Consider the following 25,650-nt stretch of genomic DNA (forward strand, 5'->3'; position numbering starts at 1 on the left):
GATGTTCAGTCGCCGCCGGGTGTTGGGCAGCATGGGGGTATTGGGAGGCAGCCTGATGTTTCCAGGCTGGTTGCTGGCCGCTGATCCCGATGACCTGCGCCAGATTGCCAAGGAGGCGTGGATTTACGCGTACCCCATGCTCATGCATTACCAGACCATGGAAAAACAGGCGCTCAACGCGTCTGCCCCGGAGTACGTCGGCGGCTTCAACCGCTTTCGTCACTACGGCGAGTTGTTCACCCCGAGCAATCGCGACGTCGTCACGCCGAACAACGACACGCCGTACTCCTGGGCCTGGCTCGACCTGCGCAGCGAACCGCAAGTGTTGAGTGTGCCGACCGTGCCTGACGACCGCTATTACGTGCTGCAACTGGTCGACCAGTACACCCACAACTTTGCCTATGTCGGCGTGCTCAGCACCGGGCGCGATGCGGGAAACTACCTGATCGCCGGACCCGACTGGCAAGGACAGATACCGGACGGCGTCACGGCCGTGCTGCGCAGCGAAACCGAAATCGTCATGGTGCTTGGCCGAACGGGCCTGAAAAACGCCGGGGACCTGCCGGCGGTGCGTGCCTTGCAGCAGCAATACGATTTGCGTTCGTTGCATGAATACATCGGCAGTGCAGCGCCCGTGGCTGCGCCAGTCATTGACTGGCAACCCTGGGACAGCAAGACCGGGTTGGGGCTTGAGTTTATCCCGGTGTTGAACCAGATCCTCAGCCTGTGTCCGACGCAACCTTCCGAGCAAGCCTTGCGCGCACGCTTTGCGCGGATCGGCATCGTGCCTGGCCAGGGCTTCGACCCGGCGACGTTGGCGCCAGCTACGCGCAAGGCACTGCTCGCCGGGATTCAGGACGCCCAGGCGCAACTGCAAACGGCGGTGAGCCAGGTACGCACCACCCTCGGCCTGTTCGGCACGCGCGAAACGCTGGACGGCAATTACCTCAACCGCGCTGTTGCGGCGAATGTCGGCATTTACGGCAACAGTGTGGAGGAGGCCTTCTACACCGGCACTCGCGTGGATAGTCAGGGGCAACCCTTGCAGGGCGGGCGAAGCTATCGCCTGCGTTTCGCACCGGGTCAATTGCCGCCCGCCAGCGAGTTCTGGTCGCTGACGTTGTATGACTTGCCGGACCGGCAACTGGTGGCCAATCCGATCAATCGTTATTGCCTGAGCAGTCGGGATCATATGCAGATGGACGCGGACGGCGGGTTGACGTTGATCCTGCAGAACACCACGCCGCCTGAGCAGAGCAATTGGTTGCCGACGCCGGCGAGCGGGGCGTTCACCCTGATCTTGCGCCTGTATGGGCCCGGGCAGCAGGTGGTCAATCAACGCTGGCAAATGCCGGTGGTTGAAGTGGTGTCTGCTTAAGCCGCACCGTCGCTCCTGCATTGGATCCCTGTGGGAGCAACTGTCTTCACCATGCCATTCGTCACCGCCATTCGGTGCCGTCCCGCAACATGGCCTTCAGCCTGATCAGCAGGATTCGCATGCAGGCAAGAGCGTTTGTGTACGCCAACCCAGGGAAACCGGCCCCATCAACCAGCGTGGCTGATGGGGCGCGGGCTCAGTTGGCGATCACCGGCACCGTGCGCACGGAGCCTTGGGACGAGCTGATCGTGGCGGTCGGGCTGGCCGACGGAACCACCGTGGTGGTGTTGTTCACCGTCAACTTCCAGCGTCCATTCACCGGTACGGAGGTGGTGCCCAGGGTGACCAGCCCGGCAGGAGTAGTGACCTTGACGGTGATGGTGTTGCCGGTGGTCACCGATGAGGTGCCGGCAAAGTCCCAGGTGAAGCGGTTGTTGGAGCGGGCTCTCACCGTTGCGGTGGTCACTGCGAAGGTTTCCGCAACAGGCCGTGGCGAAACCTGCACCGTGACCGTGGCCGGTGTCGTCGACACGGCGCCGAAGCTGTCCCGGGCGAAGTAGGTGAAGGTCGTGGTGAAGGCCGTGGGGACGGAGGCCGGTGGGGTGTAGGTGAGCACCGTGCCGTTGCTGCTGACGGTGCCGCGATCTGTCGGTGGTGGAGTGAAGCTGGCGACGGCCAGCGGCAGGTTGCCTTCCGGATCGGTGTCGTTGGCCAGCACGCTGATCGGGATCGCCACACCCAGTGTCGTGACGGCATCGGCGACCGCCACCGGAGGCCGGTTAGGCGCCACGGTAATGGTCACGGTTGCCGCAGTCGTCGAGGCCAGGCCTTTGACGTCCTGGGCCTTGTAGGTGAAGGTCGCGGTCAGCGGCGCGTTGACCACGGCGGGAGGTGTGTAGACCACCGCCGTGGTGCCGCTCAATGCCACGGTGCCCTGGCCGGCGGCCGGTGGGGTCAGCGCGGTAATGCTCAGCGGCGTGTTGCCATCAGGGTCACTGTCGTTCGCCAGCAGATTGACGGTGATCGGCACGCCGAAGCTGGTGCTGCCGGTATCGGCGACGCTGATCGGTGCCTGGTTCGCGCCGGTGTCCGGTGCAGTGCCGACGACTACGACCGGCTCGGTGTCACTGCCGCCGGCGGCGGATTTCACCGTGACGGTTGCAGGTGGTTGGGACAGGTCAGCCACCGTCAGGCGTTGCAGGGTGCCGGTTTTCGACAGCCGTCCGTAACCCTGGGCGACCATGTCCGGTACCACCACTTCGTCTGTGGAGGTGGCCTCGATCAGCAGGCTGTGATTGCTCCAGCTATAACTGGCGGTCTGGATTTTCACCAGGTCCGAGAGCTTGCTCGACACCGCGGTCGGGCGGGTGGTGCCGGCCGGGTTGGTGGCGGTGACCACCACGACCGGCGGCACGGTGCCGTTGGCCAGCAGATGCTGGGCGAAGAACGTGCCGTTGTCATCGCTCACCATGTTGGTCTGGCAAGGCGTCGGCGGCGGACCGGGCACCAGGGCGATGCTTTCGCGAAAGCACAGGGTCGAACCATTGTCGGCTTTGGCGAACACTTCGACCCGGGTGTTGTTGCCCCCCGTGCCGGCGGTGCGCCGGTAGGTGGCACGGCTCATGTCCACCGCGGTTTGCGCACGGCTGTCGAGCACCTTGCCGGCCACGGTGAAGAGGTTGGTCTGCAGGGTCCCGGCCGGGCCCTGGATGCGTACGAAGTTGGTGTTGTTGGGGCTGCCGGTCACGGCCTCGGTGAGGTTCGGGTCGCCGATGAAGGTTTCGATGGCGCCGGTGTCCGGATTCACCGCGGTGTAGGGGCCGTTGACGCTGCGCAGGAACGGCCCGATCGCGCCGTTGACCGCACCGCTGAAAACCCCCGGTGCACCGATGCCGACGTCCCTGGTGATGTTGATCGCACGACGTCCGGGAGTGGTGACGTTGACCGTTTCCACACCATAGGGGTGGGTAATGGTGTAGGTCCCGGCAGTGGGAACATTTATCCGCATGCGAATCCGCGCGAAGCTGATCTGGTCGCCGTCGACCGGGTTGCCGCCGGCAAATGCAGCCTCGATCCCGGCGACATAAGCGTCCATGCCATAGCCGGCGGCATTGTCGGGGATGCTGGTCTCGGCCAGGTACCAGAAGGCTTCGTCCGGCCAGTTGTCCGGGAACACCATCGGCTGGGTGTCGTCGAAAATCCCGGGTGTCGGCAGCAGGGTGCACATGTACGCCGGTGGCACACTGGCAGCGACCCGTGTGCTGACGGCGCGGGACTGGCACAGCTCCATCGACAGCTGATTGTTGTCCTGATACCAGATGGGGAATTTCCCGGTGGCAAAGGTGTAGGGGCCGGGATCGACGGCGGCGAGTTGCGCGAAAACAGTGCCGGACAGCGATAGAGTCAGTCCCAGGGCGTTGACCGCCAGGCGTGGCCAGTTGTTCATGATGCCTCCTGATGAGGATCCGGGCATGTGGGCGTTCATTGCACGATGACCACTTCTTCGGTATCGCTGCCGCCATTGGATGACGTCACGCGAACCTGGGCTGGCGGAATCGGCGTGATGCCGGTGGCCAGGCTTTTCACGGCGCCGTCGCCACTCAGGGCGCCGATGGCAAGACCGGAGCCGGTGGTAGCGGTGAGCACCGGTGGTGAGGTTTCGTCGCTGGTCGAGGCCGTGATGCTGATTTGCCCGGTGCTCAGGCTGTACTCGGCACGTGAGATCGTCACCAGGTCGGTCAGCGGCATGGGCAAGACGGTCGGCGTGCTGCTGGTGATCGCCAGGTGGTTGTCGGCGGTCACCTGCAAGGTGCTCGGCAGGGTCGGATTGTTCGGCGACTGCGCATACCAGTGGCCGGTGGTGTTCGCTTCGGAGAAGCTCAGGACCGGGTTGTTGCTGGTCAGGGTCACACTGGCCGGTGGCGGTGGGGCCAACACGAACACATCCTGCTGGGCCACCGGTGCGCTGGCGCCGGCATGTCGCGAGTAGGTGCTGCGTTCGGCGATCACCGGGGTCGGCCGGACCACCGACGACAACTTGCCGGAAACGGCGAAGAGAGTGGTGCGCAAGTCCAGGCCATTGGGGCCTTCGATACGCACGTAGTTGGTGTTGAACGGGCTGCCGGTCACGGCTTCGTTGAGGTTCGGATCGCCGACGAATATTTCCGCCTGGCCCGTGCTCGGGTTGGTCTCGGTGTAGGGGCCGTTGACGCTGCGCAGGAACGGCCCGACGTCACCCTTGAGCGCGCCGTCATAGGTCTTTGGCGCACCGATGCCGATGTCCCGGGTCATGTTGATCGCCCGCCGGCCGGGAGTGTCGATACTGAATACCTCGACGCCATAGGGGTGGGTGATGACATAGGTGCCGGCGACGGGCACGTCGACGCGGATACGGATACGGGCGAAGCTGATCTGATCGCCCTCTAGCGGATCACCCCCGCTGAAGGCGGCTTCGAGCGCCGAGACATAGGTCAGGTCGATGCCTCGGGCGGCGTCGACGATGGTCGTTTCGCCTGTCGCCCAGAACGCTTCGTCGGGGAAATTGGTCGGGAAGACCAACGGTTGGGTGTCGTCGAAAATCCCGGGGTTAGGGATCAAAGAGCACATGTAAGTCGGGGCGCCAGGCGCGCTGGCAACCCTGGAACTGACAGCCTTTGACAGACACAGGTCAAGTGTTCGGCCGTGGGCATCTTGATACCAGGCGGCGAAATTGCCATTGGCTGGCTGGTAGGGTCCGGGGTCGACGGCAAACAACGCTGCCTGGGCGATGCCTTGGGCTAGAGCGATCACGCCCAGCGCGGTCGCGGTTTTGCACAGAAAAGGGTGCATGGGTATTCCCTCTGTCGAAGTACCTGCCCTTTGGGGATGGGTCAGCTGACAGGGAGGGGCAACTTCCATACCAATCAGCGAAAACGCCCGGCAGAGGCCTGAACAAAGGCGTTGACGCAGTCGCGGCCGATAGACCGGGAAGTGATCAAACGGGCGGTTGTCCCCAACATTGGGGGTAAAGGGGGCGCAGGGACGCAGGGGAACCGCAGTCCCCAGGTTCGGGCAAACTGCCTTGGGTGGGCTATAAACCAATGGGGGGTTACCGGGAAGGTGTCCATGACCACAATCGCTAAAGTGCTTGCGAGCGAAAGCGAAGTCCGCTTGAGAACGCGCAAGCAGCCGTTCGATCTGCTGCGCTGGTTCTCGCTGATCAGCATGGCGGTGATCGGCACGGTGGTGGTGGCGCTGGGGGCGGTGTCCACGCGGTTCGTGATTACCGAAAGCGTGCAGCGCGATGCGCTGTTGACCTCACAGTTCGTTCAGTCGATTGCCTTGGCCGAGGTACGTCATGTATCGATTCCCAACGTGCGGACCATGGGCGAGTTGCTCGACCCACGAACAGACAAGGACTTTCCCGACGTCGACCCGCTGGCCCGGGCCAGTGCCCGTGGTGAATTCCTCGACCATATCGAAAAGCTGCCGGACGTGATCCTGGCCAATATCTATGCCCCCGACCGCATGGTGATCTGGTCCACCAATCCGTCCTTGATGGGCACCACGATTCATGACAATGAAGACCTCGAACGGGCATTCAACTCCAGGATTTCCGTGTCGGCCAGTTACCACGATGTGGACAAATCCCGCATGGAGCAGAAGTTCGTGGTGCCCCCCAAATTCATCTTCCTCGAGAATTACATTCCCCTGTTCGACGCCGATGGCACCACCGTCACGGCGATGGTCGAGATCTACAAGGAGCCGCAGGACCTGATCAACCGCATGGAGCGCGGTCTGGTGCTGATCTGGCTGGCGACCGCCCTGGGCGGCGCTCTGATTTACCTGGGCCTGTTCTGGATCGTGCGGCGTGCGGCGATCCTGCTGGTGACGCAGCAGAAGCAATTGATCACCAACGAAACCTTCGTCGCGCTGGGGGAGATGTCCTCGGCGGTCGCCCACAGTCTGCGCAATCCGTTGGCGAACATCCGTTCAAGCGCCGAGCTGGCGATAGAGTTCGACGACGGTCCGGCACACGGCAACATCAACGACATCATTGGACAGGTCGATCGCATGTCGAATTGGGTACGGGAGTTGCTCCAGTCCCTGCGACCGCTCAATGACGAGGCTGAACCGGTGAACCTGGTGGCTGCACTGCACGACAGCCTGCTGGCTTACGAGCAGCAGATCCGCAAGGCCAGGGTCAACGTGGTGTTCGAGCCGGACCAGACGCCCATGGTCCTGAGCGAGCACGTGCAACTGACCCAGATCCTCAACAGCCTGCTGTCCAACGCGGTGGAAGCCATGGACAACGGCGGAACACTGACCATCCGGATCGAGCCGCGCGAAGCCCAGCGTGTCAGCGTGACGGTCAGCGATACCGGCAAAGGCATGAGCGAAGAACAGCGCACCATGGCCTTCCGGCCGTTCTTCACAACCAAGCAGGGCGGGCTGGGCGTCGGGCTGGTGCTGGTCAAGCGGATCATGGAGCGTTTTGGCGGGGCAGTGACCCTCGATAGCCGTGAAGGCGAGGGCACCACCGTCCGCCTTTCATTTAATCTCGCCCCCTGAAAATGGGGATGAACTTTCCCCGTTATCGGGTCAAATCCCCAGTCATTTCCCCGGTCGTAGCGCATTGATGTTGATAAGCCATTGTTTATCAAATGTTAATGACTTTGCATAAAACAGTTACAGAACTGGCGAGATCCTTGCAAAACCATCATCACCCCCCTTCACGACATCAAGGCGGCTGGTGATGGAAAAAAAAGCGCAGTGCAGCGAAGAATTCTTCGATTTGCCTGACGGGGTCAAAGACTCACGCAACACCGCGCGGGTGCAGAACGCTCTGTTGCCTGCAGTGCAGGCCCGTTTTGATTACCCCACCACGCCAGCGGCGCCCTTGCCGTTTCCACCGACGGCCATTGGCCCGTTGCGCCGCACTGCCAACCTTCCTCAATCGCAACGGCTTCAGTCCTGAACTTGAACAGGGAGGGTGTCGACATGAACATGAAGACGCATTCACCACGCTCACGCGCTTTGGGCATGCACCTGGTGCTGATGTTGGTGACCGGTTTGCTGGCCAGCCAGTTGCTGGTCGCCAGCCAGCCATTGTCGACGCCCGCACCGGCTCCGGCAGCCGCTGCCGAACCTGCTGTCGTTGAGGACGCCACCCCGTGGGGCGGCGACTATTTCCCCAACACCCTGCTGACCGACCAGGACGGTAAGCAACTGCGTTTTTTCGATGACATGATCAAAGGCAAGGTGGTGGTGATCAATTTCATCTTCACCACGTGCAGCGACTCCTGCCCCCTGGAAACCGCGCGTCTGCGTCAGGTGCAGAAACTGCTGGGCGACAGGGTCGGCAAGGACATTTTCTTCTACTCCATCAGCATCGACCCCTTGAGCGATACCCCCGAGGTGCTCAAGGCCTATGCGCAACGCTTCCAGGTCGGGCCCGGGTGGAAATTCCTCACCGGGGAATTCGCCGACGTCACCGAGCTGCGGCAGAAACTGGGCCTGTTCATCGACGGCGTCGATAACGGGCGCAACAAGGACCACAACCTGAGCCTGATCGTCGGCAACCAGGAAACGGGCCGCTGGATGAAAGCCTCGCCGTTCGAAAATCCGTGGATTCTGGCCGACCAACTGGCCAACACCCTGCAGAACTGGAAGCAGCCCAGCGTGGAAGAAAGCTACGTCGATGCACCGCAAATCCGTCCCCCAAGCAATGGCGAAGAGCTGTTCCGCACCCGCTGCGCGTCTTGCCACAGCCTCGGCCCAACGGACGGGCAGGGCATCGGTGTGCGCAGCATCGGCCCGGACCTGATCGGCGTGACCCGTCAGCGCGATCCGGCCTGGCTCAACCGCTGGATCCGCGAACCGGATCGCATGCTGGCGGAAAAGGACCCGATAGCGATGCAGCTGTTCGAACGCTACAACAGGATCTCGATGCCCAACCTGCGGCTGGACAAGAAGTCCGCCCAGTCCATCATCGACTTCCTGCAAGAAGAAACCGACCGTCAGCATCCGCCAGTGGCGCCACTGGCCAGTGGTAGCGAGGAACCTGAACAGCATCACTCAGTCGCGCAACCGAACGTGCCCCAAATGCAATAGCGTCGAAATAGTTTCGTGGGCCGGTCAATTGCTATCAATGTTACCTACACTGACTGGATACATGGCTGCAAAGGCTGGTTTTCAAGAACTCAGGACAGACCCCATGCAGATACTGGAACAACAAAAAGTACCTGCGCCGCAGGCCCCGGCCGCTCCGCGCAAGGGGTGGCTGCCCCAGTTCAACTTGCTGCGCTGGTTCTCCCTGGCCAGTTTTTTCATCATTGGCGTGGTGGCGCTGGGGCTGGGTTACATCTCCACGCGCTTTGTGGTCGATGAAAGCATTGAGCGCGATTCGATGCTGACCGCGCAGTTCATCCACGCCATTGGCGAGGCCGAAGTCCGTCATGCCGGGATTTCGCCGGGCAGGACCATGGGCGAAATGCTCGACCCGCGACTGGACCATGCCTATGCCGACGTCCCTCCCGAATCCCGGGCCACCGTACGCTCCGAGTTTCTCGACCATGTGAAGCATCTGCCGGACATCCTGCTGGCGACGGTGTATGCCCAGGACCGCACCGTGGTCTGGTCGACCAACTCCGAGTTGATCGGCGTGCGCATCGAAGGCGACGATGAGCTGGATGAATCCTTCGAAATGAAATCGCCGGTGTCCACCAGCTACCACGAGATCGATGAAGAGCGTCCCGAGCAGCGCCTGTTGCGTGAACCGGAATACCTGTTCGTCGAGAACTACATCCCGATGTTCAACGCCGACAAAAGCAAAGTGATTGCCATGGTGGAGATCTACAAGGAACCGGTGGACCTGGTGGGCCGCATCCAGCGTGGCTTCAAGGCGATCTGGCTGGCGACCCTGATTGGCGGGGCGGCGATCTACCTGGGGTTATTCTGGATCGTGCGGCGTGCGGCGATGCTGTTGCAAAGCCAGCAAAAACAGCTGATCGCCAATGAAACCTTTGTCGCCCTGGGTGAGATGTCCTCGGCGGTCGCCCACAGCTTGCGCAATCCACTGGCCAATATCCGTTCCAGCGCCGAACTGGCCCAGGTCATCGCCAGCCAGCCGGCACAGAAAAACATTGGCGACATCATCAATCAGGTCGACCGCATGTCGCGTTGGGTGCGCGAGTTGCTGGTGTCGTTGCGGCCGATGAATGACGACTTTGAAACGGTCGACCTGGTGCTCGCCATCGAAGACACCCTGAGTGCCTTCGAGTCCCTGATCAAGCGTTCGAACGTCGAAGTGCGTTTCTCTCCCGCCAGCGTGCCACCGGTCGTCAGCCACCAGGTGCTGCTGACGCAAATACTCAATAGCCTGTTTGCTAACGCACTGGAAGCCATGCCCAAGGAGGGCATGCTGACGATCGAGATCGATTCCTCGGTGCCCGGCTACTTGAGCATGATCCTGACCGACACCGGCAAGGGGATGTCCAAACAACAACAACAAATGGTCTTCAAGCCGTTTTTCACCACCAAACAAGGTGGATTGGGTGTGGGCCTGGCCCTGGTCAAAAGAATAATGGAGCGGTTTGACGGCTCGGTCGAACTGACCAGCCGGGAGCAGGAGGGAACCCGCGTTTGTCTCAATTTCAAAGTGGCAACGGGAGGGGTATATGGAGCACAGCATTCTGCTGGTCGAGGATGACGAGATCCTCGCCGAGAATATTCAGACTTACCTGGAGCGCAAGGACTTCGAGGTGACCGTCTGCCACTCGGCTGAAGATGCACTGGAGCAATTGGGTTCTTTCGCACCTGACGTGGTACTGACCGACAACTCGTTGCCGGGCATGAGTGGTCACGACCTGATCCAGAAGCTGCGCATCAGCGCGCCGGATCTGAAAGTGATCATGATGACCGGTTACGGCAACGTCGAAGACGCCGTGGTGGCAATGAAAGAGGGCGCCTTTCACTACGTCACCAAACCGGTAGCCCTGCCAGAGCTCAAGCTGCTGCTGGACAAGGCCCTGGCGACCGACCGCATGGAGCGCACGCTGTCCTTTTATCAGGAGCGTGAGGCCCAGAAGTCGGGGGTGCAGGCACTGATTGGCGAGTCGGCGCCGATGGTGTATCTCAAGGGCACCATCAGCCAGTTGCTCGACGCCGAACGGCGGATGGCCAACAGCGATCTGCCGCCGGTCTTGGTGGAAGGCGAGACCGGTACCGGCAAGGAACTGGTGGCCAGGGCACTGCACTTCGACGGCCCGCGCAGCAAAGGCCCGTTCATTGAATTCAACTGTGCTTCGATCCCGTCCAACCTGGTGGAATCAGAGCTGTTCGGCCACGAGAAGGGCGCCTTCACCGACGCCAAGGACCGTCGCATGGGGCTGGTGGAAGCGGCCGATGGCGGCACGCTGTTCCTCGATGAAATCGGTGAAATGGACCTGCTGTTGCAGGCCAAGCTTCTCAAGCTGTTGGAAGACCGGACCGTTCGCCGGGTCGGTTCGGTGAAGGAGCGCAAGGTCGATCTGCGGGTGATCAGTGCCACCAACTGCAATCTCGAACAGATGGTCCAGCAAGGCAAATTCCGCCGCGACCTGTTTTTCCGCCTGCGCATCATTTCAATCAAGGTGCCGCGCCTGTACGCCCGTGGCGCCGATATCCTGCTGCTGGCCCGGCACTTCCTGGGGCTGCATGGCAAACGCTACGGCAAGCCGAACCTGAATTTCAGCAACCAGGCCGAAGAGTTGCTGCTCAGCTACAGCTGGCCAGGCAACGTACGCGAACTGCGCAACATGCTGGAGCAAACCGTGTTGCTGGCGCAAAGCGACACCATCGCTGCCCATCAATTGAACGTTTGCCTGAGCCTGGTGGATGAGCCACCGATGTTCCATCACGAGCCGCAACATTTCAGCGAACAGCGTCCGTCCTACAACGGCGGCGAATCCATGAACCTGCCGGAAGTGGAGCGCGACATGGTGCGCAAGATGCTCGACAAGACGGACTGGAACGTCACCAAATCGGCACGCCTGCTGGGTCTTAGCCGTGACATGTTGCGCTACCGGATCGAAAAGCTCGGTCTTGCCCGCCCGGACAAGCGCCAGTGGTAGAGAACGCCCCTGGTGTTCACTGCAATACCGGGCCCTGTCTCAGGCAAGACATCATGCAAGCGGGATTCTCGACTTCCTGGTTCACATACACGCCACGCTCCGGATCGTAGGAGCGAATAAACACCCGGACCGTGGCATCGGCCACCGTTGGCAGGCGCGAGTCGGAAAACACATGCTCGCTGGAAACCGGAATGAAATCCCCGGGCGCGGTCGGGATGTATGAGCCCGGCGGGATGAAGTTCATGGACGGTGGTGCGGGGTGGGCGAAGGGTTGGTCGGCGCCGTAATAGTTGAATTCACTGCTGTATTGAGTGGTGTTTGGAAAGTCGTCGGCGTGGGCAGCAGCGGACACGCTCAGGAAGAAGGCGAGCAGAAGCGTCAGGTCGGTCTTTTTCATGGCAACACCTGCTAAATCGGTTTAACCACATTTCCCCCATGGTCATTAACTATAGCTGGCGCCGTGAGCAGGCGTCGACGCTGCGCGAATTACAAGTTCGCAACAGCTGTTAGTATGGGCTTGATCTAGACTTCGGCCGGTCAATTCGACAACCCGAACCCTGGAGCGTGCAATGGAACTGCCGACAAAAGAACAAGCCATCGCCAGCAACCGCGAGGCCTGGAATGACTCCGCCCGTCACCACAAAGACTCCAGCGAATGGCAAGCCTTGTTGAAGGGCGTGGAACAGGCGGATTTTTCCTGCCTGGACGACACCCTGACCGCGTTGCTGGCCCAGACCGGTGTCGACGGCAAGGAGGTGCTGCAACTGGGCTGCAACAACGGCCGCGAAAGCCTGTCGCTGTTTGCCCTGGGTGCGCGCAGCGTGGTGGGCGTCGACCAGTCCGGCGCATTTCTCGAGCAGGCACGGGAGCTGGCTTGCCGCTCGCCCCATGCGCCGCAATTCATCGAAGCGGACATTCACCGCTTGCCTGCGCAACTGCAGGAGCGCTTCGACCTGGCGCTGATCACCATCGGGGTCCTGAACTGGATGCCGGACATCGGCGAATTCTTCAGCCATGTGGCGCGTACCCTGAAGCCGGGGGGCGCGCTGGTGGTGTACGAAACCCACCCGTTCCTGGAAATGTTCGACCCCGAGGCCGCCGATCCTTTTCGCCCGACCAGTTCATACTTCCGTCGCGAACCGTTCGTGCAGCACGAACCGATCGTCTACGAGGGCAAGATCGAACAGCCGGCCGCGCCGTCCTACTGGTTCGTCCACACCCTGGGCGACCTCTTCGGCGCCGCCATTGCCGCAGGCCTGCAGATCCGTCACTTCAAGGAATACCCGCACTCCAACCGCGAAGAACTCTATGACCGCTATCAGCAGCAGGTGGCGCAGTTGCCGTTGTGTTTTACCTGGGTGGTGGTGAAGCCAGTGACATAACGCGCGGAATCAAATCAGAGATTTGAGTGATTGACCGTGTGCCCTGGCTGCGCGCAGAGATCTATGCCCAGGGCATGAATGACCTTCAGGACCGTATCAAAACGTGGTTTTGCTCCGGGCGCGAAGGCTTTGTAGAGGCTTTCGCGACCCATTCCCGAGTCTTTGGCAATCTGTGTCATGCCACGGGCTTTCACCACATAGCCGATAGCGCGAAGAAACTCCTCGTTGTCACCGTCTGCGAGTACCTGAGACAGGTACTCGCTAATGGCTTCATCACTGTCGAGCAGCGCCGCCATGTCGAAATTCGCTGTCAGGATTGCGGACACTCAACCCACCCATCATTTGTAGCTGGATACCGGGGGGACGCAAAAAACCAAAGGCAGCCGTGACGCACAAGCCTGGTTTTTGTGGGAGCGAGTCTGCTCGTGAAGACGGCGGCACGTCCAGTATCGATGTGACTGACATACCGCTTTCGCGAGCAGGCTCGCTCCCACAGGGTTTTGCGCTTTACCTGGCTCCTGCAGTTTCCCGGGAATGAGTAAAGAACCTTTTTTATCGACCTTGCCGGGCTCGCCAGGCGCCCGGCGCGCACCCCAGCCACCGCAGGCAGGCACGGTTGAAGCTTTGTACATCGCTGTAGCCCAGGCGGTCGGAAATCTCCACCAGCTCCAGGTCTGTCCCCTGCAAAAAGTCTTCGGCCCGGTAGCGGCGGTACTCGTCGAGCAACTCGGAAAAACGCCAGCCCAACGCTTTCAAACGCCGGGCTGCGGTGCGCTCGAGCAGGTGCTGGGTGCTACACCATTGCTGCCAGTTGGCTTGTGCGAGGTCGACGATCAAGTGGTCGCAGACTTGCTCCAGCAAGGTCGGTTCGCTGTTGCGCCGGGTCTGTTCCAGCAGTTCGACCAGAGTCTGCTCCAGTTCATGATTGCCCGGCGTCAACGGGATGACGAACAGCTGTGGATCGAGGCGGATCGAGTGTTGCGCCTGTTGCCACTGCACCGGGGCGCGGAAGGCTTGCTCGTGATCCTGCGGGTTGGCGGTGCAGGTGCCGGTCAGCCCGATGCCCAGCACCGGATCGCGCTCCAGGCCGCTGGCGAGGAACTTGCGCCGCAACATGCTGCACAGGCTGATGAGGATGTAATCGGCGGTGGCTGCGCTGGCTTTCACGCTGCCGCAATCGAGCAGACGCAGTTCGACGTTGTCGCCGCCGCGCACGATCTGCGCCTGAAAGTGCCCGTTGAAAAACGGAAAGAAGCGCACGAAATACTGGCAGGCGCTGTCCAGTGAGTCGGCCACGTCGAACAGGTACGTCAGGCCATTGGTGGCGGTGGAAACGAAGCGCCGACCGGCCGCCAGGCCGATCAGCGGGTCGCCGGTCTGTTCCAGGGCGAACGCCCAGAAGCGCCGCGACATGAACAGCGGAATGCGCATGAAGGGTGTGCGCAACTCGAACAGACTGCGACGGAACAGGCCTTCGATGTGTTCGCAGTCCACCCCGCGGGCCAGCAACTCTTCGACGGCCGGCAGCAGGGTCGGCGCGTAGAACGCATTGGGTATGGATTGATCGTGCAGTGGCTGATCGCTTTTTGTCATGTAGGGCTCACAGCTTGTTCCGGAACACTGGTTAGGCTGCCCGACGTTAAGCGATTTGCCGGAGCAAGACCATGCTTGATTTACGCCAGCTCGATTTGAACCTGTTGCTCGCCTTCGATGCGATTTACCAGCAGCGCAGCGTCACCCGTGCCGCCGAGGTGATGTGCCTGTCGCAACCGGCCATGAGCAATGCGTTGCGTCGCCTGCGCGAGTTGTGCGGCGATCCGCTGTTCATCAAAAGTCGCCTGGGCGTGACGCCGACACTGGTCGCCCATCGTCTGGCCGACTACGTGCGTGCGGCGCTCGAGTCATTGCGCGATGGCTTGCGCATGATCCCCGCTGCGCGGCAGAACAATCCGCTGCTGCGCATCAGTTGTCTGGATTGCCTGCAACCGGTGCTGCTCGATGCCTTGCTCGAATCGCCCCATGCCGATTGGCAGGTGCGTTATTTCCAGCCCCGGCGCCGTGACGCCTTGCAGGACCTGGCCAGCGGCAAGCTGGATATCCTGATCGACCTCGACCAGCCGCTGGCCGGGCTTGCCGGCTTGCACAAGCAGGTTTTGCCCGCCGACCAATACGTGTTTGCCTATGGCGCCGCGCTCAAGGCGCCGCCGCGCACCCTGCAGGAATATCTGGAGCAACCGCAGATTCAGGTGTCGAGCCGCCGCGACGGACTCAGCCCGGTGGACTTGCAGCTTGGCTTGAAAGGCCTGCGCCGCCATGTCGCGATGAGCACCCAGAGCACCCTGGCCGCGAAGCTGATCGCCGACCGCCAGCCGCTGGGCATCAGCCTGCCGAGCCGGGTCGCCAGTGTGCTGGGCCTGCAACAGGTGCCGCTGCCCCTGGACGAACCCGTGGAGTTGAAACTGGCGCTGTACATCGAGTCCCGCTATCGCTTCGAGCGCAGCCGCGAGGAGGCGATGCATTGCCTGCTGCGCGCGCTCGGTGAGCCCCGGGCATTGCAGGCGCTGGCGCGGCGTGCGTGAAACCCTGTGGGAGCGGGCTTGCTCGCGAAAGCGGTGTATCAGACAACAATGTCGTCGACTGACACTCCCTCTTCGCGAGCAAGCCCGCTCCCACAGGGATCGCATGCAGTTCAGATGCACCTAATTCGACGCCAACAAACGCCGGTCAACCGTCAGCACCGCCTCGACCATCGCCAGCGCCGCCGGTGTCAGGGAGTGGCCGGCGCGGCTGACGATGCCGTAGTGCAATTGCAGGCCGGGGTCGTCCTTGGGCACATCGGCAAACTCCAGCAGGCGGATCAGGCCCTGGTCGGCGAGTTCGGCCAGGGCCTCGATGGTTGCGATGCCCACCGCGTCGGAGCGCATCACCACGCGGCGGATGGCATCGAACTGCGCGCATTCCACACTTGGGTTGAAGTCCGCCTCGCCCTGCGCGTCGGCCAGGATCTTGCGGATCATCGGCGGTATTCGCGTGCCGACCACCGCGTAGTCGAGCAGGGCGCGCAGGGACAGGTCCGGCTGTTGCGCCAGGGGATGACCGGCACGGCAAAAGAACCGCCCGCGCCGGGGGCGCAACAGCTGTACCTGGTATTGCGGGTCGCCGGTGAAGTACCGCGCGTCGGCCACGAGGAATTCGATCTGCTGTTCACGAAGCCAGACCGCCAGTTGTTCCCAGTCGCCCTGGTGGAAACTGATGCGGATCGCCGGGTGCGCCTGGATGAATTCCGCCAGCGCCTCGGGCACCAGCAACTGTGCCGGATACGGGCCACAGCCGAAGTGCAACTCGCCACCGGTCAGGCCGTTGTATTGCGTCAGTTCGTTGTGCAGGGCCTGGCTGCCGGCGAGCAGGCGCCGGGCATGTTGCAGCACCAGTTCACCCTGGCCCGTCAGGCGGAATTCGCGGCTGCTGCGCTCCACCAGCGCGCAGTCGAGGTCGCGCTCCAGGGTCTGGATGCTGCGACTGAAGGCCGGTTGGCTGAGGTTGATCGCCTCGGCCGCACGCCCGAAATTGCGGTAATCGGCCAGGGCGACAAGGTGGCGGAGTTGTCGTAGATCCATCATGCGTCTCCTGCATTTGGCGGATACTTTTAATGCATTGGATCGATAACACAGAGGCTGGCATAAGTACACGCCTGTCTTCTCGTCGTAACGTGCCATGACCTGCCAACCGTTCATTTCCAGCGCCTTCACCCGCACCATTCTCAGCCATGCCCGGCAGTCCGGCCTGTGTCAGGACCAACTGCTGCAACGGGCCGGCATCTGTCTTTCATTGCTCGAAGGGCAGGATCTGCACGTGCCTGCGCACCTGGTCGAGCGCTTGTGGAACGAATGCGAGCGTGCGGGCGCGGGGGTGTCGTTTGGCTGTGAACTGGTCAATGGTATGGCGACCACCACGTTGCGGGGGTTGAACATCCTGCTGGACTCCGCCGCCACCCTGCGCGCGAGCCTGGCGTGCTTCACTGATTTCCTGCCTCGGGTGACCAACTATGTGGTGGCGGAACTGGAGGAGGGTGACGGGCAAGCCCGCCTGCACTTGCGCAGTGCTGGCCGGCAGGCGCATTTTTTCGGCCTCGATGCGGCGACCCTGACGTTGGTGCGCAACATTGCCCGACGCTTGGGGCGGGCGCCGGCCGAGGTGTTTGTCAGTGTTCGCCTGACGCCGCAGCAGGCTGCCGGGCAGTGGTTGCGTAGCGTTGGCATCGAGGTGCTGGAGGGGGCGCATCCGTGTTTGAGCCTGCCAGCGGCTAGCCTTGATGAGCCGTTGCTGGGGGCCAATGCGTTTTTGCATCAGAGCATGTTGCGGCATTGGCAGACTGCTGCGCCGCAACATCGTCGTAGCGACAGTCTGGAGTTGGCGCGGCACTGGTTGACTGCCGGCGATCAGCCGATTGAGCGGATTGCCGAGCGGTTGGGGTATCGGCAGGCCAGTAATTTTATTCGGGCGTTTCGTAAGCGGTTTGGGGTTACGCCCAAGCAGTTTCGTCTGGGGGTGTAGTCTTTGTTGGGTACATATCCGTTTCTTCGGTAACGGCGGCTTATGGTTTCGCCCTTACGGCGAGTCACTTTTTTTACAAGCGCCTAAAAAAAGTAACCAAAAAAACGCTCGCCCCGAACGTACGGCCCCTCGCTGAGGCTCGGGGTTCCTTCGCTGCGGTATTCATCCGGGGGCATTGCCCTCCGGTCGGCTTCGCTTCGACCTACATGCAATGAGTTCGACTGCGTCGAACGGCGCTGCGCGCCCATCCCCGGATGAACACCTCCGCTCAGCCTGCCGAAGGGGCGGGCAGATCAAAAGCAGCCGAGGCGGCCTACCGGCCGGCCTGATTTTCCTGACCGTGCTCAATTCAAAACTGTGGGAGCGAGCCTACTCGCGAAAGCGGTCTGCCAGCCGACCGAAATCTTGCAGATGTACCGAATACCTGTGGGAGCGAGCTTGCTCGCGATGACGGCCTGCCAGCCGACCGAAATCTTGCAGATGTACCGAATACCTGTGAGAGCAAGCTTGTTCGCGAAAGCGGTCTGCCAGCCGACCGAAATCTTGTAGATGTACTGAATACCTGTGGGAGCGAGCCTGCTCGCGAAGGCGGTCTGGCAGTCGACCAGGTACATCACAGACGAACGAAACCCGCGACCAGGCCGGCCGGTAGGCCGCCTCGGGCGCTGTTGCGGTGTACGCCCCCTCGTGAGGCCGAGTGGAGGTTCTGCGCAGTGGGCAACCCGGCATGGATGCCGGGTTAGCCGCCCCCGGCCATGGATGGCCGATGGCGGCGGGCCCACGGAGCAGGACCGGAGCGAGGGCATGCCGAGCCTAGGCGAGGCACCGAACGTAAGGGGCAAAGCGCTTTGGTTACTTTCGCGCTTTTCGAAAGTGACCCGCCGTAAGGGCGGAACCGTAAGCGGCCGTTACCGCAAAAACGGATATGCACACGGAAAAATCCACAACGAATCAGCGAATAAAGTGAATCTTCCCGCTGTCATCATTGCCCATGTAAATGCCATAAACCCCGGCCTGCCGCTCCTCGATATAACGCTCGAGAATCTGCCGGATCGCCGGATAGTAGATGCTGTCCCAGGGAATCTCCTCAGGCGCGAAGAACTTGTAGTCGAGGGTTTCCGGCCCATACTGCCCGGTGATCTCCAGCGCGATGGCGCGGAAGATGATGTACACCTCGCTGATCTTGGGCACGCTGAAAATCGAGTAGGGCGAGACGATTTCCGCACGCACGCCACTTTCTTCCCAGACTTCGCGCAAGGCCGCCTGTTCGGTGGTCTCGCCGCTTTCCATGAAACCCGCGGGCAGGGTCCAGGTGCCGGGGCGCGGCGGGATGGCGCGCTGGCACAGCAGGTACTTGCCGTCCTGCTCGATGATGCAGCCGGCGATGATTTTCGGATTGATGTAATGGATGTAGCCGCAACCGCGGCACATCAGGCGCTCGTGCGTATCGCCCGGCGGCAGCTGCTGAGCGAGATCAGCGCTGCCGCACTTGGGGCAAAAGCTCGGGCTGAACATCTCAGCGACCTATGCGCGGTTCTTTGAGCGCGATGGGCAGGGTGATCGCCGGGACGTCGCCGGTTTCTTCCTGCTTGCGCTTGAGGTAGTCCAGGGCCACGGCAGCGGCCGCGCGCACGTGGTCGACGCAAGCCTGGTGAGCGGCCAGTGGATCGCCGCCCTTGATCGCCTCGACCATGCGTTCCATTTCCTGGTTGCTGGCGCCGCGACGGTTCTCCTGGGACACCGAGGTCGCGCGCAGGTAGCTGATGCGTGCCTGCAACTGGCGCAGCTGGGTGGCCGCGACATGGTTGCCCGAGCCTTCGAGCAGCACGTCGTAGAAACCCTGCACCGAATCGATGACCTGTTGCAGTTCGCCGTCCTTGAGCGCCTTGCGGTTTTCTTCGAGGGCTTTTTCCAGGGCCTTGATGTCCTTGGCCTTGGCGCGCAGGGTGAACAGTTGCACGATCAGCCCTTCGAGCACGCAGCGCAGCTCGTAGATGTCCACGGCGTCGGCCAGGGTAATGATCGCGACACGCGGGCCCTTGGCATCGGCGAATTCCACCAGGCCTTCGGATTCCAGGTGACGCAAGGCTTCGCGCACGGAAGTACGGCTGACGCCCAGGCGATCGCACAGATCGCGTTCGACCAGACGGTCTCCCGGCAGGAGCTGGAAGTTCATGATGGCGCTTCGCAGTTTATCCAGCACGATTTCGCGCAGGGTGACGGGGTTGCGATTGACCTTGAAGCTGTCGTCGAGTGGCAGGCGTTTCATGGGGTCCGCTCTGATTGTGGCTGTCCATGCAAAAAGAGCACTTCGATTACGGGAATCCCTGTGCTCGGTCGGATCAAACAGCCAAGGGTTAACTGGAGGCCTCGGCATCGGCTTCGGCGAAGGCTTCACGGGCGAGCCGGAAACTGTCTACGGCAGCGGGGACACCGCAATAAATGCCGACCTGAAGCAATATTTCGCGTATTTGCTCACGACTCAGGCCGTTACGCAAGGCGCCGCGCACATGCAGCTTGAGTTCATGGGGCCGGTTGAGGGCCGAGATCATCGCCAGGTTGATCATGCTGCGTTCCTTGAGGGACAACCCCTCACGGCCCCAGACATGACCCCAGCAATACTCGGTGACCATCTCCTGCAAGGGGCGGGTGAAGTCGTCGGCGTTCTCGATGGAGCGATTGACGTAGGCTTCGCCCAGCACCTGGGTGCGGATCTTCAGGCCTTTTTCGTATTTTTCGTTGTTCATTTGCGTCGCTCCCGTGGGCTCAAAGGCCGCCCATCAAGGTGTATTTGAGTTCCAGATAATCCTCGATGCCGTACTTGGAGCCTTCACGGCCCAGCCCCGAGGACTTGATGCCGCCGAAGGGGGCGACTTCGGTGGAAATCAGCCCTTCGTTGATCCCGACCATGCCGTACTCCAGCGCCTCGCTCATGCGCCAGGCGCGGCCCAGGTCGCGGGTGTAGCAGTAGGCGGCGAGGCCGAATTCGGTGTCGTTGGCCATCTCGATGGCCTGGGCCTCGGTGTCGAAACGGAACACCGCGGCCAGCGGACCGAAGGTTTCATCGCGGGCGACTTTCATCTGTGGGGTGACGCCTGTGACCACGGTCGGCTGGAAGAAACCGTTGCCCAGCGCATGACGCTCGCCGCCGCACAGCAGTCGTGCACCCTGGGCCAGGGCGTCTTGCACGTGCTCTTCGACCTTGGCCACGGCACGCTCGTTGATCAGCGGGCCCTGGGTGACGCCTTCTTCGAAACCGCTGCCGACCTTGAGCTGCGAAACCCGCTCGGCAAGGCGTGCGACAAAGGCATCGTGGATGCCGGCCTGCACCAGGAAGCGATTGACGCAGACGCAGGTCTGCCCGGCGTTGCGGAATTTGGCGATCAGCGCACCCTCGACTGCGCGCTCCAGATCGGCGTCGTCGAAGACAATGAATGGCGCGTTGCCGCCCAGCTCCAGCGAGACTTTTTTCAGCGTCGGCGCGCACTGGGCCATCAGCAGTTTGCCGATGGCGGTGGAGCCGGTGAACGACAATTTGCGCACCTGCGCACTGGCGGTCAGCTCGCCACCGATGGCGATGGCGTCGCCGGTGATCACGTTGAAAATACCCGCTGGAATGCCGGCCTGTTCCGCCAGTGCAGCCATGGCCAGTGCCGAGAAGGGTGTTTCCGGAGCCGGCTTGACGATGCACGGGCAGCCGGCGGCCAGCGCCGGGCCGGCCTTGCGGGTGATCATCGCCGCCGGGAAATTCCACGGCGTGATGGCCGCGACCACACCAATCGGCTCCTTGCTGACCACGATGCGCGCATCGCCCTTGTGGCTGGGAATGGTGTCGCCGTAGATGCGCTTGGCTTCCTCGGCGAACCACTCGATGAAGCTCGCGGCGTAGAGAATTTCACCCTTGGCTTCGGCCAGTGGCTTGCCTTGTTCGAGGGTGAGAATGTGTGCCAGGGCGTCGGCATTTTCCAGCATCAGGGCATGCCAGCGCTTGAGCGTATTGCTGCGCTCCTTGGCGGTCAGCGCGCGCCAGGCCGGCCAGGCCTTGTTGGCAGCGTCGATGGCCTGACGTGCGTGGTCGGCGCCGAGGTTCGGCACCTGGCCGATCAACTCGCCGGTGGCCGGGTTGAAGATGTCCTGACAGGCGCCATGCGGCGCGTCCAGCCATTGGCCGTTGATGTAGGCCTGCTGACGGAACAATTGCGAGGCTGCTGGGCTCATGCCGGCTCCTGAAAGAAAAGAGGGTTACCTGTAGGAGCGAGCTTGCTCGCGAAAAACCCGAGAACGCCAAGGGCTGTCAGGCAGCACGCGTTATCGTTCACGACCATCGCGAGCAGGCTCGCTCCTACAGGGTCTGTGTTAGGCCAGGGCCGGCAGCGGGCCCAGCTTGCCTTTGTGGTAGATCATCGGTGTCACCGGTTGCTCGGGCAGGATCAGGTTCTTCACCGCGCCGACGATGATCGCGTGATCACCGCCGTCGTATTCGCGCCATAGTTCGCACTCGATGATCGCTGTGGCCTTGGCCAGGATCGGGTTGCCCCGTTCGCTCAGGTGCCACTCGATGCCTTTGGCCTTGTCCTTGCCTTTGCCGGCGAAGGCATAGGCTTCGGCGGTCTGCTCGGCGGACAGCAAATGGATCGCGAACTGCTTGCTGTCGCGCAGCACCGGGTAGGTGTCGGAGCCGTAGTTGGGGCAGAACAGCACCAGTGCCGGGTCGATCGACAACGCACTGAAGGCGCTGGCGGTGATGCCGACGATGCCGCCGTCCGGGTCCAGGGTGGTGACCACCGTGACCCCCGACGGGAACGAGCTCATCACGTCTTTGTAAATGCCGGGTTCGATCATTTTCCAGGACTCCTAGCGCATCACGAAGGGATCAGGCATCGGTGCCTGGGACAGGTTGATCCACACCGTTTTCAGCTCGGTGTAGGCCAGCACCGAATCGATGCCGCTTTCGCGTCCATAGCCGCTGTTCTTGAAACCGCCGATCGGCGCCATGGCCGAGACCGCGCGGTAGGTGTTGACCCAGATGATCCCGGAGCGCACGTCCCGGGCAAGGCGGTGGGCACGGCCCAGGTCGCGGGTCCAGATGCCGGCGGCGAGGCCGAACTGCGAGTCGTTGGCGATCGCCAGGGCTTCGGCTTCGTCCTTGAAACGGATGACCGAAGCCACCGGGCCAAAGACTTCTTCCTGCATGATCTTCATCGAGTTGCGGTCGCACTCGAACAGCGTCGGTTCGTAGAACCAGCCGTCGCCCAGATTCTGCGCACGCTTGCCGCCCAGGCGCAGGCGCGCACCTTCGGCAATGGCATCGGCCACCAGGCCTTCGACCACCGCCAGTTGCTGCGCGGTGGCCATCGGGCCCATTTCGCTGCTGTCTTCCTGGGGGTTGCCGATGCGAATGCGCTGGGCGCGCTCCACCAGACGACCGACGAACTCGTCGTAGATTTCATCCTGCACCAGCAGGCGCGAACCGGAGACACAGCTCTGCCCGGAGGCGGCGTAGATCCCGGCGATGGCGCCGTTGATCGCGCTGTCGAGGTCGGCGTCGGCGAAGATGATGTTCGGCGATTTGCCGCCCAGTTCCAGCGACAGCTTGGCGAAGTTCTCCGCGCTGCTGCGCACTACATGCCGCGCCGTGGCCGCGCCGCCGGTGAAGGCGATCTTGCGCACCAGCGGATGGCGGGTGAGGGCGGCACCGGTGCTCGGGCCATAACCGGTGACGACGTTGACCACCCCCGGCGGAATCCCGGCTTCCAGGGCCAGGCGCGCCAGTTCGAGGATGGTCGCCGAGGCGTGCTCCGACGGCTTGATCACGATGGTGTTGCCCGCGGCGAGGGCCGGAGCGAGTTTGATCGCGGTCAGGTACAGCGGGCTGTTCCACGGGATGATCGCGGCAACCACACCCATGGCTTCGTGCACTGTGTAGGCAAACAGGTCCGGCTTGTCCAGCGGCAGGGTGCCGCCTTCGAGCTTGTCGGCCAGGCCTGCGGTGTAGTGGAAGAACTCCGGCAGATAACCGACCTGACCACGGGTCTCGCGGATCAGCTTGCCGTTGTCGCGGCTTTCCAGCTGCGCCAGTTGTTCCTTGTTTTCGGCGATCAGGTCGCCCAGGCGTCGCAGCAATTTGCCGCGTGCGGTGGCGGTCAAGCCGCGCCAGGCTGGGCTGTCGAAAGCGGTTTGCGCGGCTTGTACGGCGCGCTCGACATCGGCTTCGTCGGCATCGGGCAATTCGGCCCAAGGCTCGGCCAGCGCCGGGTTGAGGCTTTCGAAGGTCTTGCCGGACAGGGCATCGACCCATTCACCGCCGATGCACATCTGGAAGCGTGCGAGTGTCATGCAACGATCCCCTTGATCTGGTTTTGTTGGGAGTGCGCGGCCTGCAGAAACTCCAGCAACAGCTGGTTGACCAGGCGCGGCGATTCTACGGGCATCATATGCCGTTGCTCGGCGAGCACGGCAACGGTCGCGCCGGGAATGCGTTCGGCCAGTTGCCGGGCCATTTCCGGGGTCGAACCGGGGTCCAGCTCGCCGGTGGCGATCAGCGTCGGCACCCGGATGCTGCCCAGGTCGTCGGCGCGGTACATGTCCTGGGTGGCGAACAGTTCATAGGTGGTCAGGTAACCCTGCGGGTCATTGCCGGCCAGGGTCTGGCGGATCGCGGCGATCTGCGCCGGGTTCGCGGCCTGGTATTCGCGGCTGAACCAGCGCGACAGCGCCGCTTCGGCATTGGCGTCCGGCCCGTGTTCGGCAGCCTGGCTGGTACGGGCGATGACCCCCGCGCGCTGTTCGGCGCTGCGGTTGAAGACACTGTTGAGCACCACCAGGCCTTCCAGGCGTTGCGCGTAGTGCAGGGCAAACGCCCGCGCCACCAGCCCGCCCATGGAAAAGCCGATCACCGTTGCCTTGGGCAATTGCAGGTGGTCGAGCAGCTCCAGCAACTGGTCGGCATAGCCGAGCAGCGGTGTGCCACTCTCTGGCCGCGGACTGGCGCCATGGCCGAGCATGTCGTAGGCGATGACGCGGTACTTCGTGGCCAGGCCAACGATCTGGCCGCCCCACATTTCTTTGTTCAGGCCCACGCCGTGGATCAAGACCACGGGCTGGCCTTGGCCGGTCGCCAGGTAACTGGTGCCAGCCGGGGTGAGTTCAGCGGTGAGCCGAATCATGGAGCGCTCCTGCAATGCCTTCTTGTTGTCGTTCTGCTGGCCGGTTACTGGGCTTTTTCGGCGGCCAGTTCTTCCAGGTCGATGTAGCGGTTGCCGATGCGCGGGTGCAGGCGGCCGCCGTCGGCGCAACCCAGGACCACGACGATTTCGTCGGCACGCGGGGCGTCTTCGATCTGCATTTCCAGGGTGATGTAGTGCGAACGCAGGCCTTCGTCGTCCTTGTGCATCATCGGGATCTGGATCGAAGTGCCCGGGCCGCCGCGCTTGTTGGTGAAGCTCAGGTAGCTCTTGGCCTTGACCGCTTCGCGGTAGTGGTTGCCGAAGCGCAGGGTGTGGATCACCGCCGAAGCGTGCTCGATTTCGCCATCGGCACCGACCACCGCAGCCTTGCCGTAAGCCTCGATTTTTTCAGCGCCGCCAATGATGCCCACCAGACGCTCAACCATCAGTGCGCCGAGGTCGGAGCAATTGGCGCGGATCTGTGGTTTCAGGTCTTCGACGAAACCGTTGCCCAACCAGGGGTTTTTCATCACCACGGCCAGACCGACCATGGTCACGGGCTTATCGGTGGCTTTGCCGCCTTCAATAAAGGTTTCTTCGACATAGCTGACGATCTTGCGGATTTCGAAACTCATGAGCTGCTCCGTGGAGGTTTTGGGTGTCTGTGCGTCTGATGGTATACCATAATACCGATAGCACAAGTCCCCGAACGGAGTTTCTGGCTGGATGGCGTGCAAAAGTGTGCGCCACCGGTCGCAGCGGACAAACGGCAGGCACGGGGTTGCTTCGGGCACAGGCCCAACATCGAGAGAGAAAGGCAGCGTAAAGAAGGGGATCAGCGGTGAAGCGGCGTGTCGGTGCACCTGGAGGGGAAGATTGTGGCACCGGTTAGAACGATTATTTCTTTCCGCTATTTATATAGATGCAATCTGCATATCCATAACCGAATAATCAGCGTCATGGTTTTCATCTTGTCTGTGATCGAATCCGATTGTTTGTCACAGCAGAAACAATCGTCCTGCCTGCCTCGTTAAGCCTGCCCTGACATCGACTTTGGCTGTTCGATCGCCAGCTTGTTG

The 25,650-nt window shown here is 62.1% G+C and carries 23 protein-coding genes; 9 read left to right on the forward strand and 14 right to left on the reverse strand.

Annotated elements, in window-relative coordinates:
• Position 1: 1 nt before the first annotated feature.
• Positions 2-1,378, forward strand: a complete 1,377-nt coding sequence (locus tag Q8X48_RS21985) for a DUF1254 domain-containing protein (protein ID WP_407801533.1) — start codon at positions 2-4, stop codon at positions 1,376-1,378.
• A gap of 196 nt (positions 1,379-1,574) precedes the next feature.
• On the opposite strand, the gene Q8X48_RS21990 is transcribed toward Q8X48_RS21985, so the two are convergent.
• Both Q8X48_RS21990 and Q8X48_RS21995 read right to left on the reverse strand, forming a co-directional pair.
• The gene (locus Q8X48_RS21990) at positions 1,575-3,824 is read right to left on the reverse strand and encodes an Ig-like domain-containing protein (RefSeq protein WP_407801500.1); all 2,250 of its coding nucleotides are present in this window, start codon (positions 3,822-3,824) and stop codon (positions 1,575-1,577) included.
• A gap of 35 nt (positions 3,825-3,859) precedes the next feature.
• Positions 3,860-5,206 (reverse strand): hypothetical protein, encoded by a 1,347-nt coding sequence (locus tag Q8X48_RS21995; RefSeq protein ID WP_407801501.1) that lies wholly within the window; start codon positions 5,204-5,206, stop codon positions 3,860-3,862.
• A 276-nt stretch (positions 5,207-5,482) separates the two neighbouring features.
• On the opposite strand from Q8X48_RS21995, the gene Q8X48_RS22000 reads away from it, so the two are divergent.
• From Q8X48_RS22000 to Q8X48_RS22020, 5 genes are all read left to right on the forward strand, one after another.
• Positions 5,483-6,928: a sensor histidine kinase gene (locus tag Q8X48_RS22000; protein WP_407801502.1), complete on the forward strand. Its 1,446-nt coding sequence runs from the start codon at positions 5,483-5,485 to the stop codon at positions 6,926-6,928.
• Positions 6,929-7,112: 184 nt separating this feature from the next.
• Positions 7,113-7,334 carry a hypothetical protein gene (locus Q8X48_RS22005; RefSeq protein WP_126046266.1) on the forward strand — a complete coding sequence of 74 codons (222 nt, stop codon included), beginning with the start codon at positions 7,113-7,115 and terminating at the stop codon, positions 7,332-7,334.
• A gap of 23 nt (positions 7,335-7,357) precedes the next feature.
• Complete coding sequence (locus tag Q8X48_RS22010; RefSeq protein WP_407801503.1) at positions 7,358-8,470, forward strand: SCO family protein; 1,113 nt, start codon at positions 7,358-7,360, stop codon at positions 8,468-8,470.
• A 103-nt stretch (positions 8,471-8,573) separates the two neighbouring features.
• Positions 8,574-10,067, forward strand: a complete 1,494-nt coding sequence (locus Q8X48_RS22015) for a sensor histidine kinase (protein ID WP_015094524.1) — start codon at positions 8,574-8,576, stop codon at positions 10,065-10,067.
• Positions 10,036-11,469, forward strand: coding sequence for a sigma-54-dependent transcriptional regulator (locus tag Q8X48_RS22020; RefSeq protein ID WP_407801504.1), 1,434 nt, complete (start codon positions 10,036-10,038; stop codon positions 11,467-11,469). The genes Q8X48_RS22015 and Q8X48_RS22020 overlap by 32 nt, the downstream gene beginning before the upstream one ends.
• Before the next feature lie 16 nt (positions 11,470-11,485).
• Here Q8X48_RS22020 and Q8X48_RS22025 read toward each other — a convergent pair whose 3' ends face one another.
• The gene (locus tag Q8X48_RS22025) at positions 11,486-11,866 is read right to left on the reverse strand and encodes a hypothetical protein (RefSeq protein WP_217835609.1); all 381 of its coding nucleotides are present in this window, start codon (positions 11,864-11,866) and stop codon (positions 11,486-11,488) included.
• 172 nt (positions 11,867-12,038) lie between these two features.
• Between Q8X48_RS22025 and Q8X48_RS22030 the strand changes: the two genes are divergently transcribed.
• Complete coding sequence (locus tag Q8X48_RS22030; RefSeq protein ID WP_407801505.1) at positions 12,039-12,851, forward strand: class I SAM-dependent methyltransferase; 813 nt, start codon at positions 12,039-12,041, stop codon at positions 12,849-12,851.
• 14 nt (positions 12,852-12,865) lie between these two features.
• On the opposite strand, the gene Q8X48_RS22035 is transcribed toward Q8X48_RS22030, so the two are convergent.
• A complete protein-coding gene (locus tag Q8X48_RS22035) occupies positions 12,866-13,177 on the reverse strand; it encodes an addiction module antidote protein (RefSeq protein WP_407801506.1) in 312 nt (103 codons plus the stop codon).
• Positions 13,178-13,403: 226 nt separating this feature from the next.
• Positions 13,404-14,444: an AraC family transcriptional regulator gene (locus Q8X48_RS22040; RefSeq protein WP_407801507.1), complete on the reverse strand. Its 1,041-nt coding sequence runs from the start codon at positions 14,442-14,444 to the stop codon at positions 13,404-13,406.
• 71 nt (positions 14,445-14,515) lie between these two features.
• On the opposite strand from Q8X48_RS22040, the gene Q8X48_RS22045 reads away from it, so the two are divergent.
• Positions 14,516-15,430, forward strand: coding sequence for a LysR family transcriptional regulator (locus Q8X48_RS22045; RefSeq protein ID WP_407801508.1), 915 nt, complete (start codon positions 14,516-14,518; stop codon positions 15,428-15,430).
• Positions 15,431-15,550: 120 nt separating this feature from the next.
• Here Q8X48_RS22045 and Q8X48_RS22050 read toward each other — a convergent pair whose 3' ends face one another.
• Positions 15,551-16,471: a LysR family transcriptional regulator gene (locus Q8X48_RS22050; protein WP_256585798.1), complete on the reverse strand. Its 921-nt coding sequence runs from the start codon at positions 16,469-16,471 to the stop codon at positions 15,551-15,553.
• Positions 16,472-16,565: 94 nt separating this feature from the next.
• Here Q8X48_RS22050 and Q8X48_RS22055 point away from each other — a divergent pair, with 94 nt between their 5' ends.
• Positions 16,566-17,405, forward strand: a complete 840-nt coding sequence (locus Q8X48_RS22055; protein WP_095967956.1) for an AraC family transcriptional regulator — start codon at positions 16,566-16,568, stop codon at positions 17,403-17,405.
• 951 nt (positions 17,406-18,356) lie between these two features.
• Here the strand turns inward: Q8X48_RS22055 and Q8X48_RS22060 are convergent.
• From Q8X48_RS22060 to Q8X48_RS22095, 8 genes are all read right to left on the reverse strand, one after another.
• Positions 18,357-18,920 carry an NUDIX hydrolase gene (locus Q8X48_RS22060; protein ID WP_407801509.1) on the reverse strand — a complete coding sequence of 188 codons (564 nt, stop codon included), beginning with the start codon at positions 18,918-18,920 and terminating at the stop codon, positions 18,357-18,359.
• Between the two features lies 1 nt (position 18,921).
• Complete coding sequence (locus Q8X48_RS22065; protein ID WP_007978695.1) at positions 18,922-19,674, reverse strand: GntR family transcriptional regulator; 753 nt, start codon at positions 19,672-19,674, stop codon at positions 18,922-18,924.
• A gap of 88 nt (positions 19,675-19,762) precedes the next feature.
• Complete coding sequence (locus Q8X48_RS22070; protein WP_007991919.1) at positions 19,763-20,152, reverse strand: carboxymuconolactone decarboxylase family protein; 390 nt, start codon at positions 20,150-20,152, stop codon at positions 19,763-19,765.
• A 19-nt stretch (positions 20,153-20,171) separates the two neighbouring features.
• Positions 20,172-21,623, reverse strand: a complete 1,452-nt coding sequence (locus tag Q8X48_RS22075; RefSeq protein ID WP_407801510.1) for an NAD-dependent succinate-semialdehyde dehydrogenase — start codon at positions 21,621-21,623, stop codon at positions 20,172-20,174.
• Positions 21,624-21,761: 138 nt separating this feature from the next.
• Complete coding sequence (locus Q8X48_RS22080) at positions 21,762-22,247, reverse strand: flavin reductase family protein (protein WP_007978701.1); 486 nt, start codon at positions 22,245-22,247, stop codon at positions 21,762-21,764.
• Positions 22,248-22,259: 12 nt separating this feature from the next.
• A complete protein-coding gene (locus Q8X48_RS22085) occupies positions 22,260-23,741 on the reverse strand; it encodes an aldehyde dehydrogenase (protein ID WP_407801511.1) in 1,482 nt (493 codons plus the stop codon).
• Positions 23,738-24,571 (reverse strand): alpha/beta fold hydrolase, encoded by an 834-nt coding sequence (locus Q8X48_RS22090; RefSeq protein ID WP_007978706.1) that lies wholly within the window; start codon positions 24,569-24,571, stop codon positions 23,738-23,740. Before Q8X48_RS22090 ends, Q8X48_RS22085 begins: the two co-directional genes overlap by 4 nt.
• Before the next feature lie 44 nt (positions 24,572-24,615).
• Positions 24,616-25,206, reverse strand: coding sequence for an amino acid synthesis family protein (locus Q8X48_RS22095; RefSeq protein WP_007978708.1), 591 nt, complete (start codon positions 25,204-25,206; stop codon positions 24,616-24,618).
• Between the last annotated feature and the right edge of the window lie 444 nt (positions 25,207-25,650).

It is taken from the genome of Pseudomonas sp. QLc11A (assembly GCF_052112305.1).
Taxonomy (GTDB): Bacteria; Pseudomonadota; Gammaproteobacteria; order Pseudomonadales; family Pseudomonadaceae; genus Aquipseudomonas; species Aquipseudomonas laurylsulfatiphila.

Excerpts from the sequence above, each read along its gene's own strand:
- Q8X48_RS21985 (WP_407801533.1), top strand. The coding sequence starts at position 2 with ATGTTCAGTCGCCGCCGGGTGTTGGGCAGCATGGGGGTATTGGGAGGC.
- Q8X48_RS21990 (WP_407801500.1), bottom strand. The coding sequence starts at position 3,824 with ATGAACAACTGGCCACGCCTGGCGGTCAACGCCCTGGGACTGACTCTA.
- Q8X48_RS21995 (WP_407801501.1), bottom strand. The coding sequence starts at position 5,206 with ATGCACCCTTTTCTGTGCAAAACCGCGACCGCGCTGGGCGTGATCGCT.
- Q8X48_RS22000 (WP_407801502.1), top strand. The coding sequence starts at position 5,483 with ATGACCACAATCGCTAAAGTGCTTGCGAGCGAAAGCGAAGTCCGCTTG.
- Q8X48_RS22005 (WP_126046266.1), top strand. The coding sequence starts at position 7,113 with ATGGAAAAAAAAGCGCAGTGCAGCGAAGAATTCTTCGATTTGCCTGAC.
- Q8X48_RS22010 (WP_407801503.1), top strand. The coding sequence starts at position 7,358 with ATGAACATGAAGACGCATTCACCACGCTCACGCGCTTTGGGCATGCAC.
- Q8X48_RS22015 (WP_015094524.1), top strand. The coding sequence starts at position 8,574 with ATGCAGATACTGGAACAACAAAAAGTACCTGCGCCGCAGGCCCCGGCC.
- Q8X48_RS22020 (WP_407801504.1), top strand. The coding sequence starts at position 10,036 with ATGGAGCACAGCATTCTGCTGGTCGAGGATGACGAGATCCTCGCCGAG.
- Q8X48_RS22025 (WP_217835609.1), bottom strand. The coding sequence starts at position 11,866 with ATGAAAAAGACCGACCTGACGCTTCTGCTCGCCTTCTTCCTGAGCGTG.
- Q8X48_RS22030 (WP_407801505.1), top strand. The coding sequence starts at position 12,039 with ATGGAACTGCCGACAAAAGAACAAGCCATCGCCAGCAACCGCGAGGCC.
- Q8X48_RS22040 (WP_407801507.1), bottom strand. The coding sequence starts at position 14,444 with ATGACAAAAAGCGATCAGCCACTGCACGATCAATCCATACCCAATGCG.
- Q8X48_RS22045 (WP_407801508.1), top strand. The coding sequence starts at position 14,516 with ATGCTTGATTTACGCCAGCTCGATTTGAACCTGTTGCTCGCCTTCGAT.
- Q8X48_RS22050 (WP_256585798.1), bottom strand. The coding sequence starts at position 16,471 with ATGATGGATCTACGACAACTCCGCCACCTTGTCGCCCTGGCCGATTAC.
- Q8X48_RS22055 (WP_095967956.1), top strand. The coding sequence starts at position 16,566 with ATGACCTGCCAACCGTTCATTTCCAGCGCCTTCACCCGCACCATTCTC.
- Q8X48_RS22060 (WP_407801509.1), bottom strand. The coding sequence starts at position 18,920 with ATGTTCAGCCCGAGCTTTTGCCCCAAGTGCGGCAGCGCTGATCTCGCT.
- Q8X48_RS22065 (WP_007978695.1), bottom strand. The coding sequence starts at position 19,674 with ATGAAACGCCTGCCACTCGACGACAGCTTCAAGGTCAATCGCAACCCC.
- Q8X48_RS22070 (WP_007991919.1), bottom strand. The coding sequence starts at position 20,152 with ATGAACAACGAAAAATACGAAAAAGGCCTGAAGATCCGCACCCAGGTG.
- Q8X48_RS22075 (WP_407801510.1), bottom strand. The coding sequence starts at position 21,623 with ATGAGCCCAGCAGCCTCGCAATTGTTCCGTCAGCAGGCCTACATCAAC.
- Q8X48_RS22080 (WP_007978701.1), bottom strand. The coding sequence starts at position 22,247 with ATGATCGAACCCGGCATTTACAAAGACGTGATGAGCTCGTTCCCGTCG.
- Q8X48_RS22085 (WP_407801511.1), bottom strand. The coding sequence starts at position 23,741 with ATGACACTCGCACGCTTCCAGATGTGCATCGGCGGTGAATGGGTCGAT.
- Q8X48_RS22090 (WP_007978706.1), bottom strand. The coding sequence starts at position 24,571 with ATGATTCGGCTCACCGCTGAACTCACCCCGGCTGGCACCAGTTACCTG.
- Q8X48_RS22095 (WP_007978708.1), bottom strand. The coding sequence starts at position 25,206 with ATGAGTTTCGAAATCCGCAAGATCGTCAGCTATGTCGAAGAAACCTTT.